The sequence below is a fragment of the Agromyces sp. PvR057 genome, from assembly GCF_040547485.1.
GTDB lineage: Bacteria > Actinomycetota > Actinomycetes > Actinomycetales > Microbacteriaceae > Agromyces.
The window spans coordinates 1,289,168-1,306,085 of the sequence record NZ_JBEPPT010000001.1 but is presented as its reverse complement, the minus strand read 5'-3'; the positions used below and the strand labels follow the sequence as shown (position 1 = coordinate 1,306,085).

General features: G+C 72.6%; 18 protein-coding genes and 1 pseudogene. 9 read left to right on the top strand and 10 right to left on the bottom strand.

What is annotated here, in order from left to right; translation table 11 throughout:
- The first annotated feature begins 39 nt into the window (after window positions 1–39).
- Both ABIC29_RS05920 and ABIC29_RS05915 read left to right on the top strand, forming a co-directional pair.
- On the top strand, window positions 40–2,004 hold the full coding sequence (locus ABIC29_RS05920) for an anthranilate synthase family protein (protein WP_116081277.1): 1,965 nt from the start codon (window positions 40–42) through the stop codon (window positions 2,002–2,004).
- A 9-nt stretch (window positions 2,005–2,013) separates the two neighbouring features.
- On the top strand, window positions 2,014–3,243 hold the full coding sequence (locus ABIC29_RS05915; RefSeq protein WP_354243542.1) for a phosphotransferase: 1,230 nt from the start codon (window positions 2,014–2,016) through the stop codon (window positions 3,241–3,243).
- Window positions 3,244–3,300: 57 nt separating this feature from the next.
- Here ABIC29_RS05915 and ABIC29_RS05910 read toward each other — a convergent pair whose 3' ends face one another.
- Complete coding sequence (locus ABIC29_RS05910) at window positions 3,301–3,888, bottom strand: GNAT family N-acetyltransferase (RefSeq protein ID WP_158551780.1); 588 nt, start codon at window positions 3,886–3,888, stop codon at window positions 3,301–3,303.
- Window positions 3,889–3,970: 82 nt separating this feature from the next.
- The gene (locus tag ABIC29_RS05905) at window positions 3,971–4,885 is read right to left on the bottom strand and encodes an Fpg/Nei family DNA glycosylase (RefSeq protein ID WP_354243539.1); all 915 of its coding nucleotides are present in this window, start codon (window positions 4,883–4,885) and stop codon (window positions 3,971–3,973) included.
- Between the two features lie 103 nt (window positions 4,886–4,988).
- Here ABIC29_RS05905 and ABIC29_RS05900 point away from each other — a divergent pair, with 103 nt between their 5' ends.
- Both ABIC29_RS05900 and ABIC29_RS05895 read left to right on the top strand, forming a co-directional pair.
- On the top strand, window positions 4,989–5,354 hold the full coding sequence (locus ABIC29_RS05900) for a DUF4180 domain-containing protein (protein ID WP_354243537.1): 366 nt from the start codon (window positions 4,989–4,991) through the stop codon (window positions 5,352–5,354).
- Window positions 5,355–5,417: 63 nt separating this feature from the next.
- The gene (locus ABIC29_RS05895) at window positions 5,418–5,642 is read left to right on the top strand and encodes a hypothetical protein (RefSeq protein ID WP_354243535.1); all 225 of its coding nucleotides are present in this window, start codon (window positions 5,418–5,420) and stop codon (window positions 5,640–5,642) included.
- Between the two features lie 102 nt (window positions 5,643–5,744).
- On the opposite strand, the gene ABIC29_RS05890 is transcribed toward ABIC29_RS05895, so the two are convergent.
- Entirely contained in the window at window positions 5,745–6,599 is an 855-nt protein-coding gene (locus tag ABIC29_RS05890; protein WP_354243532.1) for a DNA-formamidopyrimidine glycosylase family protein, read from the bottom strand.
- A 118-nt stretch (window positions 6,600–6,717) separates the two neighbouring features.
- On the opposite strand from ABIC29_RS05890, the gene ABIC29_RS05885 reads away from it, so the two are divergent.
- Complete coding sequence (locus ABIC29_RS05885) at window positions 6,718–7,536, top strand: hypothetical protein (protein ID WP_354243529.1); 819 nt, start codon at window positions 6,718–6,720, stop codon at window positions 7,534–7,536.
- 39 nt (window positions 7,537–7,575) lie between these two features.
- Here the strand turns inward: ABIC29_RS05885 and ABIC29_RS05880 are convergent, their stop codons facing one another.
- The 4 genes and pseudogenes from ABIC29_RS05880 to ABIC29_RS05865 form a co-directional block, all read right to left on the bottom strand.
- Window positions 7,576–8,130, bottom strand: coding sequence for an RBBP9/YdeN family alpha/beta hydrolase (locus tag ABIC29_RS05880; protein ID WP_116081271.1), 555 nt, complete (start codon window positions 8,128–8,130; stop codon window positions 7,576–7,578).
- A gap of 106 nt (window positions 8,131–8,236) precedes the next feature.
- Entirely contained in the window at window positions 8,237–9,919 is a 1,683-nt protein-coding gene (locus tag ABIC29_RS05875; RefSeq protein ID WP_354243526.1) for an ABC-F family ATP-binding cassette domain-containing protein, read from the bottom strand.
- A gap of 132 nt (window positions 9,920–10,051) precedes the next feature.
- Window positions 10,052–10,210 (bottom strand): annotated as a pseudogene (locus tag ABIC29_RS05870) (GNAT family N-acetyltransferase); the annotation flags it as partial.
- 88 nt (window positions 10,211–10,298) lie between these two features.
- Window positions 10,299–10,613 (bottom strand): NIPSNAP family protein, encoded by a 315-nt coding sequence (locus tag ABIC29_RS05865; RefSeq protein ID WP_116081269.1) that lies wholly within the window; start codon window positions 10,611–10,613, stop codon window positions 10,299–10,301.
- 90 nt (window positions 10,614–10,703) lie between these two features.
- On the opposite strand from ABIC29_RS05865, the gene ABIC29_RS05860 reads away from it, so the two are divergent.
- Entirely contained in the window at window positions 10,704–11,282 is a 579-nt protein-coding gene (locus tag ABIC29_RS05860) for a 1-acyl-sn-glycerol-3-phosphate acyltransferase (RefSeq protein ID WP_116081268.1), read from the top strand.
- A 42-nt stretch (window positions 11,283–11,324) separates the two neighbouring features.
- Here the strand turns inward: ABIC29_RS05860 and ABIC29_RS05855 are convergent, their stop codons facing one another.
- Together ABIC29_RS05855 and ABIC29_RS05850 are read right to left on the bottom strand one after the other, a co-directional pair.
- A complete protein-coding gene (locus ABIC29_RS05855; protein ID WP_354243522.1) occupies window positions 11,325–12,776 on the bottom strand; it encodes a hypothetical protein in 1,452 nt (483 codons plus the stop codon).
- 142 nt (window positions 12,777–12,918) lie between these two features.
- Window positions 12,919–13,506, bottom strand: coding sequence for an RNA polymerase sigma factor (locus tag ABIC29_RS05850; RefSeq protein ID WP_354243519.1), 588 nt, complete (start codon window positions 13,504–13,506; stop codon window positions 12,919–12,921).
- 87 nt (window positions 13,507–13,593) lie between these two features.
- On the opposite strand from ABIC29_RS05850, the gene ABIC29_RS05845 reads away from it, so the two are divergent.
- From ABIC29_RS05845 to ABIC29_RS05835, 3 genes are all read left to right on the top strand, one after another.
- Window positions 13,594–13,992, top strand: a complete 399-nt coding sequence (locus tag ABIC29_RS05845) for a hypothetical protein (RefSeq protein ID WP_116081266.1) — start codon at window positions 13,594–13,596, stop codon at window positions 13,990–13,992.
- Window positions 13,993–14,134: 142 nt separating this feature from the next.
- Complete coding sequence (locus ABIC29_RS05840) at window positions 14,135–14,896, top strand: patatin-like phospholipase family protein (RefSeq protein ID WP_116081265.1); 762 nt, start codon at window positions 14,135–14,137, stop codon at window positions 14,894–14,896.
- 320 nt (window positions 14,897–15,216) lie between these two features.
- Window positions 15,217–15,783, top strand: a complete 567-nt coding sequence (locus ABIC29_RS05835) for a hypothetical protein (protein ID WP_116081264.1) — start codon at window positions 15,217–15,219, stop codon at window positions 15,781–15,783.
- A 42-nt stretch (window positions 15,784–15,825) separates the two neighbouring features.
- Here the strand turns inward: ABIC29_RS05835 and ychF are convergent, their stop codons facing one another.
- Complete coding sequence (gene ychF / locus ABIC29_RS05830; protein ID WP_116081263.1) at window positions 15,826–16,899, bottom strand: redox-regulated ATPase YchF; 1,074 nt, start codon at window positions 16,897–16,899, stop codon at window positions 15,826–15,828.
- Between the last annotated feature and the right edge of the window lie 19 nt (window positions 16,900–16,918).

Here is a 16,918-nt window from a genome sequence, read left to right as displayed (position 1 = left end):
AGGTTCCGGCCCGACGGCCAGAAGACCTCCGGAGACCTCATGACCGCACCGAATCCGTCCGTGCCGCCGACGACGCCCGCCGAGCGCCAGGCCGCCCTCCTCGCCTCGCTCCTTGCGGCCGGCGTCGACGCCCCGCCGTTCGCCGTCATCCGCCGTGAGCACGAGGCGGTGGTCGACGTGCTGGTCGGCGAGGTCGTCGACGTCGAACTGCTCGCCGAGATCCCGCTCGACGGGGCCGAGGTGCTCGCGCTCGTGCCGTTCCGCCAGGTGCGCGAGCGCGGGTTCGCGGCGCACGACGACGGGGCGCCGATCCGCTGCCTCGTGGTGCGCGAGCGTGCCGCGGTGCCGGTCGACGAGGCGATCGAGGCGCTGCCGCGGCATCCGGTCGTCGTCGCCGATCTCGACGTCGACGTGAGCGACGAGGCGTACGCCGACATCGTGCGCCGCGTGATCGACGAGGAGATCGGGCGCGGCGAGGGCGCGAACTTCGTGATCCGGCGCGAGTTCGTGGGCTCCACCGACGTGCCCCCTGCCGTCGCCGTGCTGGGATGGCTGCGGGCACTGCTCGAGCACGAGCACGGCGCGTTCTGGACGTTCGCGGTGCACACGCCGGGGCTCGCGGCGGTCGGGGCGACCCCCGAGCGCCACGTCTCGTCGATCGACGGCCTGGTCTCGATGAACCCGATCAGCGGCACGTTCCGCCACGACGTGCTGACGGAGGCGGACGCCGCGGCCGACTCGCTCGACGACCGGCTGCTCGCGTTCCTGCACGACGTCAAGGAGCGCGAGGAGCTCGTCATGGTCGTCGACGAGGAGCTGAAGATGATGAGCGCGGTCTGCCCGGAGGGCGGGCGGATCCGCGGTCCCTTCCTGAAGCGGATGTCGCGCCTCACCCACACCGAGTATCTGCTCGAGGGGCACTCCGACCTCGATCCGCGCGAGGTGCTGCGCCGCACGATGTTCGCCCCGACCGTCACGGGATCCCCCATGGGCAACGCCTGCTCGGTCATCGCCAGGCACGAGCCGACCGCGCGCGGCTACTACGCGGGCGTGTTCGCCCGGTTCACGCCGACCGCGAGCGGCTACGACGTGGACGCGCCGATCCTGATCCGCACGGCGTACCTGCGCGACGGCCGCGTGAGCGTGCCGGTCGGCGCGACGCTCGTGCGCCACTCCGACCCGGTCGGCGAGGTCGCCGAGACCCGCGCGAAGGCGGCCGGCATGCTCACGGCGCTGGGGGCGATCCCCCGGGCGGATGTCGCGGCTCGGCCGGCTGCGCCCGTTCCCGCCCGTGCCCGGGCCGGTGCCGGCCGTGCCGCGGCATCCGTCGTCGCCGACCTCCATGCCGAGCTGCTCGCCGCACGCAACGACCACCTCGCCGCGTTCTGGAGGTCGCCGCAGCAGGCGCACGAGCCGCGCGGTCTGACGGCCCTCGTGATCGACGCGAACGACGACTTCACGACGATGCTCGCGCACCAGCTGCGCCACCTCGGCCTCGACGTGCGGCTCGTGCCGTGGCACGAGGCTCCGGATGCCGCCTCCCAGGACCTGGTCGTGTTCGGCCCCGGACCCGGCGACCCGCGGGACGCGGCCGATCCGCGCATCGCCCGCATGCGCACGCTGATCGCCGCCCGCCTGGAGGCCGATCGGCCGCTGCTGGCGGTGTGCCTCAGCCACCAGGTGCTCGCCGACCTCGCCGGGCTGCCGCTCGCGCCGCTGCCGACGCCCAGGCAGGGCGTGCAGGTGCCGATCGACGTGTTCGGCGAGCCCGCGGCGATCGGCTTCTACAACACGTTCTCGGCGCTCGCGACCGACCGCTCGACGACGCCGCGACTCGAGCTCGAGGTGGCGGCGGATGCCGCGACTGACGTCGTGCACGCCCTGCGCGGCCGCGGCGTGGCCTCCGTGCAGGGGCACCTCGAGTCGGTCACCTCGCCCGACGGCCTCGCGCTGCTCGAGCGACTCGTGAACGGCGTGCTGACACCGGCGGCGATGGTGCCCTAGCCTTCGGGGATGGGTGACGGGCGCACGCGCGAGGTCGAGCTCGTGCTGTGCCTGCCGTCGGGCGAGGTGCTCGGCACGACGCCCGTGCTCACGGCTGCCGAGCCGTGGCTGCCGTTCGCCCGGCCGGTCGTCGCCGCGGCGCGCACGTCGCTCGGACTCGAGGTGATCGTGCTGCGCCTGCTCGACGTGGACCGGAGGCCGAACGTCACACCCGACCTCGTGCGCTACCTCGCCGAGATCGAGGCCGTGCCGCCGATCGAGCTGTCGCCCGTCAGCGCGGCGGATGCGGCGGTCACGGCACCGGAGGCGCTGCGGATGCCGTGGGCCGAACCCGAGGGCCCGACGCGCGTCCTGCAGTGGGCCGAGGCGGAGCTCGCCGCCCGCGGCATCGCGCTGACGGGCCGGCCCGGGCAGGTGAAGTCGTGGAACCTCTCGAACCTGTGGATGCTGCCGACGGCCGCGGGCACCGTCTGGCTGAAGCAGGTGCCGCCGTTCTTCGCGCACGAGGGCGCGGTCATCGAGCGGATGTCGCGCCACGCCGTACCGCGCCTGATCGCCCGCCGTGGCGATGCCGCGCTCCTCGCCGAGATCGCGGGCGAGGACCTCTTCGTCTCGACCGGTGCGCAACGCGAGGCCATGATCGACCTGCTCGTCGACCTGCAGCGCGACACCGTCGGATCCATCGAAGAGCTGCTCGGCATGGGACTGCCCGACTGGCGGCTGCCGGCGATCGCGGAGTCCGGATCGCACGCCCTCGAGGCGTCCGCCGACGAGCTCGGGCCGGAGCAGCGCGCCGCCGTCTCGACCCTGATCGACGGCCTCGACGTACGGGCACGCCGAATCGAGGCGTGCGGGTTGCCCGACACGCTCGTGCACGGCGACTTCCACACGGGCAACCTCCGTGGCATCGGCCTCGAGTTGACGCTGCTCGATTGGGGCGACTCCGGCGTCGGCCACCCGCTGCTCGACGAGGCGGCGTTCACGGAACGGCTGACGCCCACGGACCGCGACTCAGCCCGCGCGCACTGGACGCAGGTCTGGTCGAGGGCCGTGCCGGGGTCGGACCCCGCCGAGGCGCTGCGCCTGCTCGGACCCGTCGCCGCCCTGCGGCAGGCGATCATCTACCGGGGGTTCCTCGATCGGATCGAGCCCGACGAACGGGTCTATCATCGCGACGACCCAGGGACGTGGCTGGTGCGAACGGCCGACCTGCTCGCGGCCGAGACGGCGGATCGCTGACCCGCCGAACGGGCGTGCCGGGTTCGCCCGACCCCACGGACCCGGCCCGCGCCGACGTCAGCCGAGCGCGATGACGGCATCGAGGAGCTCATCGTCGAGGTCTCGGTCGGTGAACACGAGTCGTTCGAGGTGCGTCGTGTCGCCGCCGCCGAGCGGCTCGGCACCCGACGAACCGCGCCAGGCGAGGTCGAGGCCGAGCCGCTCGAGCACGCGGATCGAGACCGGGTTGGTCGCGAACACGCGCGCGGTCACCGGGGCGTCGGGCGCGCTCGCGACGGCGACCTCGAGCGACAGCCTGGCCGCCTCGCCGGCCAGTCCGTGCCCCCACGCCTCGGGCTCGAACCGGTAGCCGAGGTTCCAGGCGCCCATCACCAGCATGTTCGCACCGGCGACGCCGACGAAGTCGCCCGCGGCGAGTGAGCCGACGGGCACGCGGAGCCGCACGGCATTCATGCCGAAGCCGTGGGCTTCTCGACTCTGCGTCGCCTTCTCGACAGCCCTCGCGGTCTGGTCGCGATCGACGTGTCGACCCGTCGGCAGGTGCTGCCAGGTGCGCTCGTCGCCGTAGACGCGGAACATGTCGTCGACGTCGTCGACGGTGAGCGGGGTCAGCATGAGCCGGGTGGTGGAGTGAGCGTCGTTCATCACCCCGATGCTCTCGCGGACCACCGACATCCCGTCGAGCCTCGGAGACCCCGCATGCGCATCGCCTGGCGGCGCCCGGTCGCTACTTCAGCAGGCGGGACAGCACCCGGTCGGCGAGCGGCCTGCCGCCGGTCTGGCAGGTCGGGCAGTACTGGAACGACGAGTCGGCGAACCGCACCTCGCGCACGGTGTCGCCGCAGACCGGGCACGCCTCGCCCGTGCGCCCGTGCACCTGCATGCCGCGCCGCTTCGCGTCCTTCAGGTCGGCCGGCGGGCGACCGGATGCCGTGGCGATCGCCTCGGCGAGCGTGTCGCGCAGCGCGGCGAAGAGGGTCAGGACCTGCTCGGGCGAGAGCTTCGCGGCGAGCGCGTACGGCGACATGCGGGCCGCGTGCAGGATCTCGTCGGAGTAGGCGTTGCCGATGCCCGCGAACACCGACTGGTCGCGCAGCACGCCCTTGATCTGCGTGCGGCGCCCGTCGAGCACCGCCTGGAAGTCGGCGAGCGTGAACCCCGGTGCCGTCGGATCGGGACCGAGCCTGGCGATGCCGGGAACCGCGTTCGGATCGCGCACGACGGAGACCGCGAGCGACTTCTTCGTGCCGGCCTCGGTGAGGTCGAAACCGGACCCGTCGTCGAGCTTCAGGCGCAGCGCGATCGGGCCCTTGCCCGGCTTCAGGATCGTCTTCGGCACCTCGTCGAACCAGCGGAGCCAGCCCGCGCGGGCGAGGTGGAACACCAGGTGCACCGGCGGGCCCGCCCCGACGGCGTCGCCGGGATCGACGACCTCCGCGCCCGGATCGCGGCCGACGGTCAGGTCGACGAACTTGCCGTGGCGATCGACCGCCGCGATCGCGCCGCCGGCGAGCGCGCTCAGCGGCGGATCAAACGTCTTCAGCGCCGAGATCGCGGTGACCGCGGCCGACGTGATCGTGCGTCCGACGGCACGCTCGCGGAGGAACGCGGCGAGCGCTTCGACCTCCGGAAGTTCGGGCACGACCCCATGCTGCCACCGACCACCCACGCCGGACCACCCGTTCCGGCCCACCCGTTCGCGCCCACCCGTTCCCCGTTCGATCCGGCGCGGTTAGGGTCGGAACATGTCGAACGAGCCGAGCAGCGACCTCCGCGTCTTCACGCTTCCCGTCGAGGGAGAGCCGATCGCGTCAGAAGACGACGCGATCGACCTCATCGGCAGCGCCTGGTCGCACGATGCGAAGACCGCCGCCGTGCCCGTCGAACGCCTCGACCCCGCGTTCTTCGACCTGAGCACCGGCCTCGCGGGTGCGTTCACGCAGAAGCTCGTCACCTATCGAGTGCGCCTCGCGATCGTCGGCGACCTCACCGAGTACATCGAGGCGAGCCGCGCGCTGAGCGACTACGTGTGGGAATCGAACCGCGGCAGCCAGGTCTGGTTCGTGCGCGATGAGGACGAGCTCGAGCGGAAGCTCGCCGCGACCGGTTGACCGATGCGCCACCCGCATCCGCACACATGTTCGAATGTCGGTGGTTGGTGAGAAGCTCTCACTATGAAGACGATCGAGCTGCGGCAGGCCCGCCACCTCGAGGTGGGCGACACCCTCGTGAACGTGGCCGGCCATGTCTACGAGGTCACCAAGGTGACCCGCATCGGTCGCGGCATCCGGGTGCAATACCTGACCGCCGAGGGTCGGCCTGGCCGATTCTCGGCGGCGCCCGAGTCACTCAGCCGCGTCTACGCGGGCTCACCGCGCGAGACGCCGCTCTCGGCGTAGGCCGAGGTCGCACGTCGGCCGCGCGCCCGTCGCATGTCGGTCGATTCGCGGTCGCAGGTCGGCGGCTCCCACGTCCCCGCCGTCGGCGTCCACGGCTGACGTTCACGCGCCCTTCAGCGGCAGCTCGGCACCACCCGTCTGACAGGTCGGGCAGTACTGGGCTGTCGTGCTCGCGAACGAGAAGTCCGCGATCGTGTCGCCGCATACGTGGCACGGCTCCCCCGTTCGGCCATGCGCGCGCATCGCGGCGACCTTCGCTGCCTTGAGCCGCGCGATCGGCACGCCCCGCCGTTCGGCGATCGCCGCGCCGATCACGCCGACGGTCGCGTCGAACAGCCGATCGAGTTCGTCACCGCCGAGCGCGGACGCATGGCCCACCGGCGAGAGCTTCGCCGCGTGCAGGATCTCGTCGGAGTACGCGTTGCCGATGCCTGCGAGCGACTCCTGCTCCTGCAACACGGCCTTGACCTGCTTGCGGCGGCCCACGACCGCGCCGTCGAACGCGTCGCGGGTGAACCCCTCGCCTGCGGGGTCGGGGCCGAGCTTGGAGACCGCCGGCACCTCGGCTGGGTCGTCGACCACCCAGCATCCGAGCGAGACCCACTCGCCGGCGTCGGTGAGGTCGAGCGACGGCCCCTCGTCGAACACGAGCGTCGCGAGCGTGGGCGGCGGCGGTTCGGATGACGCGGCATCCGCTTCGACGGACGGGCTCGACCATCGCGCCCACCCGTGGCGGCCGAGCGACACGACGAGATGGCCGGCGGGTCCGAAGGCCAGGTCGAGGAGCTTGCCGTGCCGGCTCACGCCGCTCACGCGCTCGCCGACGAGGGACTCCGGCGGGCGGGCGCGCGTCTTCGCGATGCGGAACTCGACGGTGTCGACCTCGGCGAGCGTTCGGCCCGTCAGCCGGGCGTCGAGTTCTTCGGCGAGTGCCTGCACTTCCGGTGACTCGGGCATGCGGTCAGCCTTGCACACCCCGCCGACGGCGTCAGCCCTCGATCGTCGCAGGCGCGCACATCGGCACGGACGGGACACCGATGCGGTTCGCGACGCAGGCGACCACTACGATCGCGCTGTGGACCCGAACACGGCGCGGCACGTGCTGCGCATCTCCCCCGACGCCAGACTCACCGCCGACCTCGTCGAGCGCGCCCATTCCTCGGAATCGTGGGCCAGGCATCCGTCGCGCTACCCCGATCCCGAACAGCGACGGCAGGCCGAGGCGTGGGCCGCAACGCTCGACGCCGCCAGGGGCGTGCTCCTGCAGGAGGCCGAGCCCGCGTTGCCAGGAGCACCGGTCGGCGCCCCGACACCGGCGCCGACGTTCGCCGCTCCGGCTCCGGTCGAGGCGGCACCGCTCACGCCCGCTCCCCTGCCGACGACCGCATTCGCTCCCGCGCAGCCGACCGAGCCGCCTCGGCGACGCACGCTGCGCTGGCCGGCGATCGTCGGCATCGTGGCCGGCTCGCTCGCCGTCGTCGCGGTGATCACGTTCGCCGCGATCGCCGGAGGTCGCCTGCTGACGACGGTGGCGACCGATGCGCAGCAGGAGTTCGAGGACTCGATGGTCGATCGGTACCAGTCGAGTGAGACGGGCTATGCGTTCCCCGCGGCGATCGAGTACTACGGCGACGGCCGGTACACCGACCTCTGCCTCGAGACCTGGACGGAAGGCTGCTGGCAGGCGGCGCTGTTCACGGAGGCCGACTGCGAGCACCTCCAGGTGCTCGTTGCCTACAGCAACGACGCGGACGCCTGGTCGGGTGACACCGAGGTCACCATCGAGATCGAGCAGGTCGTGGCGCACGAGGCGGCACCGGTCGTCTTCGGCAACGACGCGTTCGCCTACGGCTGGGTGCAGCAGGTGACCTGCCTCGACGAGCCGACCACCTGAGCGACCGACCCCGGATCGCGGAGCGCGCGCCGGTCGAACTCAGGCGAACTCGGGCCGTGTGCGCTGCGCGAGCGCCACGAGGTCGTCGAGCAGCTCTCGCCCCTCGTGCCACTCGCCGAGATCGCTCGCCGCGTTGATGTGCCCGAGCGGTCCGACCGACACGAACCCGGCGCCGACGCGCTCGGCGAACCCGGCGGCGTAGGCGCGACTGCCGTACGGGTCGTCGTCGCTCGCCACGACGAGGGCGGGAAGCCCCAGCGGACCTCCGCCGATGCGCGCGAACTCGCTCGCCTGGTCGGGGTAGCGCTCGCCGTCGGGGTCGGGCGGCGCGACGAACAGCACCGCCGAGGCGCGCCCCGGGTTGCGCGGGAGCCATTCGGCGACCACGAGGCATCCCATGCTGTGCGCGACGATCACGGCGTCGGCACCGGCCTCGGCGCTCGCCCGATCGAGTGCGGCGAGCCAGTCGTCGAGGCGCGGTTCGTCCCACGAGGACGGCGCGATGCGCACGCTCGCGCCGAGGTCGCGCTCCCAGCGCGTCTGCCAGTGGGTGGGCCCGGAGCCGCCGATGCCGGGCACGATGAGGTGGGTCATGCCCTCATGCTGCCAAGGAGCGCGGCCCGCGGCATCCCGTGTGACTGCCAGCGTCCGCAGATTTCCTGACGTTGCGCCGACGGTTGCGGCGAGCGCCGCACGGCGCTCAGCTCTCGGTGACGCGCCCGCCGTCGACGTGCCAGCGCCGGTCGAGGTTCACGTGCTCGAGCATGCGGCGGTCGTGGGTGACGAGCAGCAGCGTGCCCTCATAGCCCTCGATCGCCTGCTCGAGCTGCTCGATGGCGATCAGGTCGAGGTGGTTCGTCGGCTCGTCGAGCACGAGCACGTTGACCCCGCGGGACTGCAGCAGCGCCATGCCGGCCCTGGTGCGCTCCCCGGGCGAGAGGTCGTCGACGGGGCGCAGCACGTGGTCGGCCCTGAGTCCGAACTTCGCGAGCAGGGTGCGCACCTCGCCCGAGCTGAGTTCGGGCACGAGCGCCTCGAAGGCGTCGGCCAGCGGCATCCGCCCGGCGAGTTGCGAGCGCGCCTGGTCGATCTCGCCGATCGCGACCGACGACCCGAGGCTCGCGCGCCCGCCGTCGGGCTCGATGCGGCCGAGCAGCAGCCCGAGCAGGGTCGACTTGCCTGCGCCGTTCGGGCCCGTGATGCCGATGCGGTCGCCGGCCTGCACCTGCAGCGACACCGGCCCCAGCGTGAAGTCGCCCCTGGTGACGGATGCCGCGGCGAGCGTCGCGACCACGGCCGACGACCTCGGCGCCTGGCCGATCGTGAACTCGAGCTTCCACTCCTTGCGCGGCTCCTCGACCTCGTCGAGGCGGGCGATGCGGCTCTCCATCTGACGCACCTTCTGCGCCTGCTTCTCGCTCGACTCGCTCGCGGCCTTGCGGCGGATCTTGTCGTTGTCGGGCGACTTCTTCATGGCGTTGCGCACGCCCTGGCTCGACCACTCGCGCTGCACGCGGGCGCGCGAGACGAGGTCGGCCTTCTTCGACGCGAACTCCTCGTAGTCCTCGCGTGCATGGCGGCGCACCGTCTCGCGCTCCTCGAGGTAGGCGTCGTAGCCGCCGCCGTAGACGCGGTTGGCATGCTGTGCGAGGTCGAGCTCGAGCACCTTCGTCACGGTGCGCGCGAGGAATTCGCGATCGTGGCTGACGAGCACGACACCGCCCCGCAGGCCGGCGACGAAGGCCTCGAGCCGGGCGAGTCCGTCGAGGTCGAGGTCGTTCGTGGGCTCGTCGAGCAGCACGAGGTCGAAGCGCGAGCAGACGAGCGCGGCGAGGCCCACGCGTGCGGCCTGCCCGCCCGAGAGTCCGGTCATGAGCGAGTCGGGGGTGATGACGGGTGCGCCCACCCCTGCGCCCGCGCCGACCGCGAGTCCGAGCTCCGCGAGCACGGCGGGCAGCCGCTCGTCGAGGTCGGCCGCGCCGGCGGCGAGCCAGCGCTCGAGGGCGACCGAGTACTCCTCGCCGGCGTCGACGCCGTCGGGCACGTCGGTGGCGCCGAGCAGCTCCGCCGCGGCATCCATGCGAGCGGATGCCTCGGCGCACCCCGTGCGACGCGCGACGTACTGGGCGATCGTCTCGCCCTCGACGCGTTCGTGCTCCTGCGGCAGCCACCCCACGAAGGCGTCGGACGGCGCGAGCGACACGGTGCCCGCCATCGAGGGGATCGCCCCGCCGAGGATGCCGAGCAGCGTCGACTTGCCCGCTCCGTTCGCGCCGACGACGCCCACGACGTCGCCGGGCGCGACCGTGAGGTCGAGGTCTTCGAACAGGGTGCGGTGGGCGTATCCGCCCGCGAGGCCCTGGGCCACGAGTGTTGCAGTCACCGGTCAACCCTAGTCAGCGCAGGCTGGGAGCCTGCGCTGGGTCCGCCGCGGGGCGGGCGGCCGCGGATCCAGCGGCCGGGTTCGACGGCCGCGCGTTCGACGGCCGCGCGTTCGACGGCCGAGGATCCGAGCTCAGCGCCGCCGGCGGTACGGCGTCGTCGTCGAGACCTTCACGAGCCCGGACCGCTCGAGGATCGGCCGCGAGAACTCGGTCGAGTCGCTGTGGATCAGCGTCGTGGCGAGCGCGAGCGCAGTTCGCGCTCGCGCCGCGGTCAGCGCGCGGGAGATGCCGAGACGGTCGACCGCGATCGCACTCGGCGTCTCGGCATCCGTTCGAAGCTGGTCGTCGTAGGCCCCGAGCAGGCGTCGGGATCGATCGTCACGCGAAGACGGGTGCGAGGAACCGGCGCTCGTAGCGTCGGATGCACTTCGTCTCGACCGCGAACCGGTACGCCTCGACGCACTCGGGGTCGTCGGCCGACGCGAGGCGGTACTGCTCGTAGTCGGCGAGCGACGGGAACGTGAAGAGCGCGAACGCCTCGTCGCTGTCGCCCTCGCTCGGCAGGAAGTAGCCGTGGTGCGTGCCGCCGAGGCGGTTGACGAGCCGGATCCAGCGCTGCCCGTATTCGCGGAACTCCGCGAGCTTGTCGGCATCGATCTCGTAACGCAGGTGCACGGTGACAGGGTTGGTCATGCGATCATCCTGCCGCACCCGCGGGCACGCGGTCGCCACCCGCCCGATCGCATGCCGCCCGAGCCATATGCGCTCGCATACCTTGGCCGGATGCTCCGACGACTCCTGGCCCGCGCGTTCTGGGCCTGCAGCCGGTGGCAGCTCGCCACCCGGCCGGCGCCAGACCGCCCCACCGTGCTCATCGGTGCGCCGCACACCTCGAACTGGGACTTCGCGCTCATGCTCGCGATCGCCTGGCACCTCGGCATCGACTTCCGCTGGCTCGGCAAGAAGAGCCTGTTCACCGGATGGCGCGGCCCGATCATGCGCGGGCTCGGCGGCATCCCGGTGGACCGCGACGACCCGAGCCGCGTCGTCGGCGAGGTCGTCGGCCGGATCCGCGGCGGCGAGGTCTTCGGGCTCGTCGTGACGCCCGACGGCACGCGCGGGGCCAACACGACCTGGAAGTCGGGCTTCTACCGCATCGCCCGCGAGACGGACATGCCGGTCACGCTCGGCTACGTCGACCGCACGACGATGACGGCCGGCCTCGGACCCACGATCGAGCTCACGGGCGACGTCGCCGCCGACATGGACCGCATCCGCGCCTTCTACGCCGACAAGGCGGGGTTCCGCCCCGGGTCCAGAACGGAGCCGCGGCTGCGCGAGGAGACGGCCGAGGTCGTCTGATCCCGGGGGGCCGGTCGTCGCACCGGCGCTCCGGAACCCGGGTCACTCCGTCGCGGTAGAGAAGTCGAGCTTCGACTCGGCGACGGCGATGACCGACCACGTGCCGCCACCGGCATCCGTGAACTCGTAGGCCGGCACGACGAGCACGCTGCCGTCGGGCTGCCATTGGCTGGCGAGGCCGGTGCGGGCGCTGACGATCTCGACCCGGTTCACGGGCCAGGCGATCGCGGCGCCGGATGTCGGCGCCGCCGGCGGCGCGGTCGGCGGCACCCACTCGGTCGCCGTGTCCGTGACGGCGCCCGCTCGGTACGCGATCGGGAGGTTCGTCATCTGCGCGCCGAATCGCGGGTCGGAGAGCCGCTCGAAGGCCTCCTGCTCGCTGACGATCTCGTACTCGCCGAGCGGGACGATCGGGGCGAGCGCCCCGGAGGCGCTCAGCACGCCCTCCTCGGAGACCTCGGCGCTCCAGCCCTGGTCGAGGCGCTGGCCGTCGATGACCGGCCACGCCTGCGCGGTGCGGGTGACCGAACCCTCCCAGGTCTGGGAGGAGTACTCGAACGCGTCGGCGTCGCGGCCGGTCGAGGTGATGATCGCGCGCAGGGCGTCGATCGCGGTCGCCTCGCTCGGCGCCGAACCGGTCGGCTCGCACGGCACGACGATGCCCGGCTCGATGGTCGGGTCGGTGCCGGGGTCCGGGGCGACGGCGTCGCCGCCCTCCGACCCGCCCGAGCCGCCTCCGGTCGCTGGGCACGACCACGGGTCGAGCCGCGGATCGTAGAACGAGAAGCTCAACGTGCCGTCGAGGCCGACGGTGAGGCTCGCCGAGGTGCCGTCCTGCGGGCCGACGACCCACGAGCCGCCCTGCAACGCAGGGGTGCCCTCGACGCCGAGCGCGGCGGCGAGCGCGGCGACCGTCTCGGCGTTCGACGCGGCCGGGGCGTCGTACCCGTACCCGAGCGCGGTGCCGGCCGTCGTGCCGAGGCCCGACGAACTGAACTCGTTGCGACCGGAGCCGTAGAGGTGGCTCATGTCGGCCGACATCTTGTCGGCCGCGCCGGCACCCGCCCGCGAGTCAGCCTGGGCCGCGTTCTGCTCGGGCATCGCGCCGCTGCCGGGTCCCTGCAGCGAGATCGCAGGGGCCGCGCCGTCGGCGAGGCTCGTCGACCCGCCGTTCGCCGCGCCGAGCGCGTAGCCCGCGCCGCCGAAGACGACGAGGGATGCCGCGACCGCCGCGACCGGAATCCAGCGGGGGCGCCGACGGCCGCGTTCCGCGCCGAGGTCGGTGACGGGGGCTGCCGGGCCGGAGGCTGCGTCGGATTCGCCGGCCGCGGTCCCGTCCGGTGCGCCCGATGCGCCCGGCGCCGTGGACGCGGTCGAGTCGCCCGCGGCGGCGGCGACGACCTCGTCGACGAACCCGGCGCGCGGTTCGACGCCGGCTGCGGGGTCTGCGGCGCGGAGCCGCGCCTCGGGGTCGAGTTCGCGGTCGTCGTTCATGGGGATCGCCTCCGGTGTGCGCGGTGCTGTCGTCGGTGCCGCCGATCTCCGCCCGGGCGGAGTTCCGCGTTCATGAGGGAATGTGTCGCTCGGGGTCAGAACCTTGCAGGGTGGCCGGCGCGGCCCGGTGGATCACCCCGCGCTAGAACGACAGCCGCTCGCCCCAGGCCTCGCGGAGGCGCTTCCGGGCCCGCGACAGCGCGGCATCCGCACCGGATCGCGAGATGTCGAGCACCGCGGCGAGCTCCGCGCCGTCGAGGCCCTCCCAGGCGTGCAGCAGCAGGATGCGGCGATCGCGCTCGCCGACGCTCTCGAGGGCGCCGCGCAGCTCGGCGTCGAACAGCACGCTGAGCTCCGGATCCTCGCCCACCCGCACGCCGCCGGACTCCGGCACCTCGTCGACGGGCAGGTCGACCTGCTTGCGGCGGTGGTTGGCGAGGATGAAACCCGCCGTGCGGTACAGCCACGGCAGCACGGCCTCGGCCGGCACGTCGTCGCGGCGTCGCCACGCGGTCGCGAACACCTCGGCGGCGAGGTCGTCGGCATCCTGCCGGGGACCGCGACGGGCGAAGTAGCGCACGAGCGCGGTCGAGTGGGCGCGCACGACGTCGGTGAACCACACGACGTCATCGCGAGGCTCGACCCGGTCGCCGGCGGACTCGGTGCCGTCGGGCATCGTCACCTCCTGGGTCGCGTCGGGGGCGTCGGCGTCGGTGCTGGCGGTCGTCACGAACTGTCTGTGTCGAGTCTGCCGCGAACCTTGCACGGCACGCCGCACGTTCCGGGGAATGTCGGTGCCGCCTGCGACCATGGGCGCATGACGCGATACGCCATCGATGCGGATGCCGCGCTGACGATCATTCGCGACGACCTCGCCGTTCCGACCGTGCACCAGCTCGTTGCGCCAACCGTGCTGCGCTCGCATGTGCTCTCGCTGCTGTATCGCGACGTGCACGGAGGTCGGCTCGACGAGCGCGCCGGCCGCGACCAGCTCGAGCGCCTCGCCGAGCTCAAGATCCGGCTGCTCGGCGATCGGGTCTCCCGGTCGGTCGCGTGGAAGCTGGCCGTACGCCTCGACTGGAACGACACTCCCCTCGCCGAATACCTGGCCGTGGCCTCGCTGCAGGCCGACGCCCTCGTCACCGCCGATCCCCGCCTCATCGCCGCGGCGGCGGGCATCGTGCCGATCGCCTCGCTCGACGACCTGCGGGGCTGATCCCGCACGACTCCGCCCCGGGCGGATCCGGCGCATCGTGTTCGGCGTGCATCGAGGCGGCATTCAGGAACCTCACTGCGAGCACCCAGAACCATCCCACGCCCGCGCGGTACGCTCACGAGAGCAACCGGGGAGGGACGCCATGGCCGATGACCAGACACTGGGCCTCACGCTCAGCGGCGGGGCCGCGTTCGGCGCGGCGCACGTCGGCGTCCTTCAGGTGCTCGCCGAACGGGGAATCACCCCCGGAATCGTCGCCGGCACCAGTTCGGGCGCGATGATCGCCGCCGCATACGCGGCCGGGTTCGACCCGATCGAGATCGAGCGGGCCGCCCTCGCATTCCGCTGGCGCGCGATCGCGCGGTGGTCGTTCGCTCCCCGCTGGGGGCTGCTCGACGCGCGCGCGCTCGATGACGCGGTGCATCGCGTGTTCGGCACCGATCCGCTCATCGAGCAGTTCCCGCGCAGGTTCGGCGCCGTCGCCACGGACCTCCGCACCCGCCAGGCCGTGACGATCGACCGCGGCCCGCTGAGCGTGGCCCTCAGGTCGACGATCGCCGTGCCCGGCCTGCTCGCCCCCGTGCGCCGCGACGGCACGCTCCTGGCCGACGGCGGCATGGTCGACAACGTCCCGGTCGCCGCCACCCGTGAACTCGGCGCGTCTCGCGTGATCGTGGTGCGACTGCACGCGAAATGGGAGAACGTGCGCATGATGCGCACCGTCTCGCGCACCCAGGAGCTTGCGAGCGACCCCTCGGTCGTGCTCATCCAGCCCGAGATGGAGGGCATGGCGCAATGGACGATGTCCGACGCGCCCAGGCTCATCGCCGAAGGGCGCCGCGCGGCAGCGACAGCGCTGGACGCGGCAGCGCAGCGCGACGGCGGTGCGGTGCTGACCGCCTGAAGGCGCGACGGTTGCAGTCGCGACGATTGCGGTCGCGGATAGTGCTGCAACCGCCCGTGCTTGTCAAGGGCTTGGTGCGTGCGGTTCGCGGCGCGCACGATGATCGGAATCGGTTGGACTCCATCACCGCCGAGAGGAGGGGCCGACCGCCCCGCTGAGACCGTCGTGCCCCTCCGCCTTCGCACCCGCGCCGCCCCGGCCCCGGGATCGTGCGCCTCCGGGCGGAACCGTGGCAGAAAGCACTCCGCGGCACAACCCCTTGGCCGCCGCGGGACCCGGCGCGTTGAATGGCGGCATTCCCGAGAAAGGTGGAACACACCATGGATTCGAGCATCTGGATCTGGATCGTCGTCGCGATCGTCGTGATCGCGATCATCGTCGTCATCGCCGTGGTCGCCACGTCCCGTCGTCGGGCCGAGGCCAAGGTCGAGGCGGATCGACGACGCGCCGCCGACCTGCGCGAGAAGGCGGAGGACACCGCCCGCGACGCACGTGAACAGGCGGCTGCCGCCTCGCAGGCCGAGGCCGATCGCCTCGCCGCGCAGTCGAGCGCTGCGCAGGCCGAGGCCGACGCCGAGCGCGCCCGCCTCGACGCCGAACAATTGGCCCGGGAAGGCGCCGAACGCGGCGAACGCGCCGCCGCCCTCCAGGCGGAGGCCGACCGGCACGCCAGCCGCGCGGCCGAGGTCGATCCCGATGCGACCCCCGACGCCGATCGCACCGCTGCGCCGGCCGCCACTGCGCCGGCCGCCACTGCGCCCGCCACGACGCCTGCTCAGGCCGAGGTGCGTCCCGCGGAAACCGAGGCCGACCCCGCGAACCGCCCGGCCGGCACCCACGCCGCACCGCTCATCGACGACGGGCGAACGGAGCGTTCCGGCGCCTGAGCCGGATCGCGCCGAGGACCAGGGCCGGGTCCGTGCCGACGGTCACACGTTGAAGCGGAACTCGACGACGTCGCCGTCCTGCATGACGTAGTCCTTGCCCTCCATGCGGGCCTTGCCCTTGGCGCGGGCCTCGGCGACCGAGCCGGTCTCGACGAGGTCCTCGAATGAGATGACCTCGGCCTTGATGAAGCCGCGCTCGAAGTCGGTGTGGATCACGCCGGCGGCCTGCGGGGCCTTGTCGCCCTTGTGGATCGTCCACGCACGCGACTCCTTCGGGCCCGCCGTGAGGTAGGTCTGCAGGCCGAGCGTGTCGAAGCCGATGCGGGCGAGCTGGTCGAGGCCGGACTCCTCCTGGCCGGTCGAGGCCAGCAGCTCCGCGGCGTCCGCGGGGTCGAGGTCGATGAGCTCGGACTCGATCTTCGCGTCGAGGAACACGGCCTCGGCGGGGGCGACGAGCGCCGCGAGCTCGGCCTTCTTCGCATCATCCGTCAGCACGGCCTCGTCGACGTTGAAGACATAGATGAAGGGCTTCGCGGTGAGCAGGCCAAGCTCCTTCACGGGCGCGAGGTCGACGGATGCCGCGGAGAGCGGCGTGCCCCGCTGCAGCACGTCCTGGGCGGCCTTCGCGGCCTCGAGCACCGAGGGGTCGAGCTTCTTGCCCTTGATCTCCTTCTCGAAGCGCGGGATGGCGCGCTCGAGCGTCTCGAGGTCGGCGAGGATCAGCTCGGTGTTGATGGTCTCCATGTCGGACTTCGGGTCGACGGCGCCCTCGACGTGCACGACGTCGGCGTCCTCGAATCCGCGCACGACCTGCGCGATCGCGTCGGCCTCGCGGATGTTCGCGAGGAACTTGTTGCCGAGGCCTTCGCCCTCGGAGGCGCCGCGCACGATGCCGGCGATGTCGACGAACGACACGGCCGCGGGCAGGATGCGCTCCGAGCCGAAGATGCCGGCGAGCACCTCGAGGCGCGGGTCGGGCAGGTTCACGACGCCCACGTTGGGCTCGATCGTCGCGAACGGGTAGTTCGCCGCGAGCACCTGGTTCTTGGTGAGGGCGTTGAAGAGGGTGGACTTGCCGACGTTGGGCAGGCCGACGATGCCGATAGTGAGAGCCACGGGGGTCTATCGTACCGGT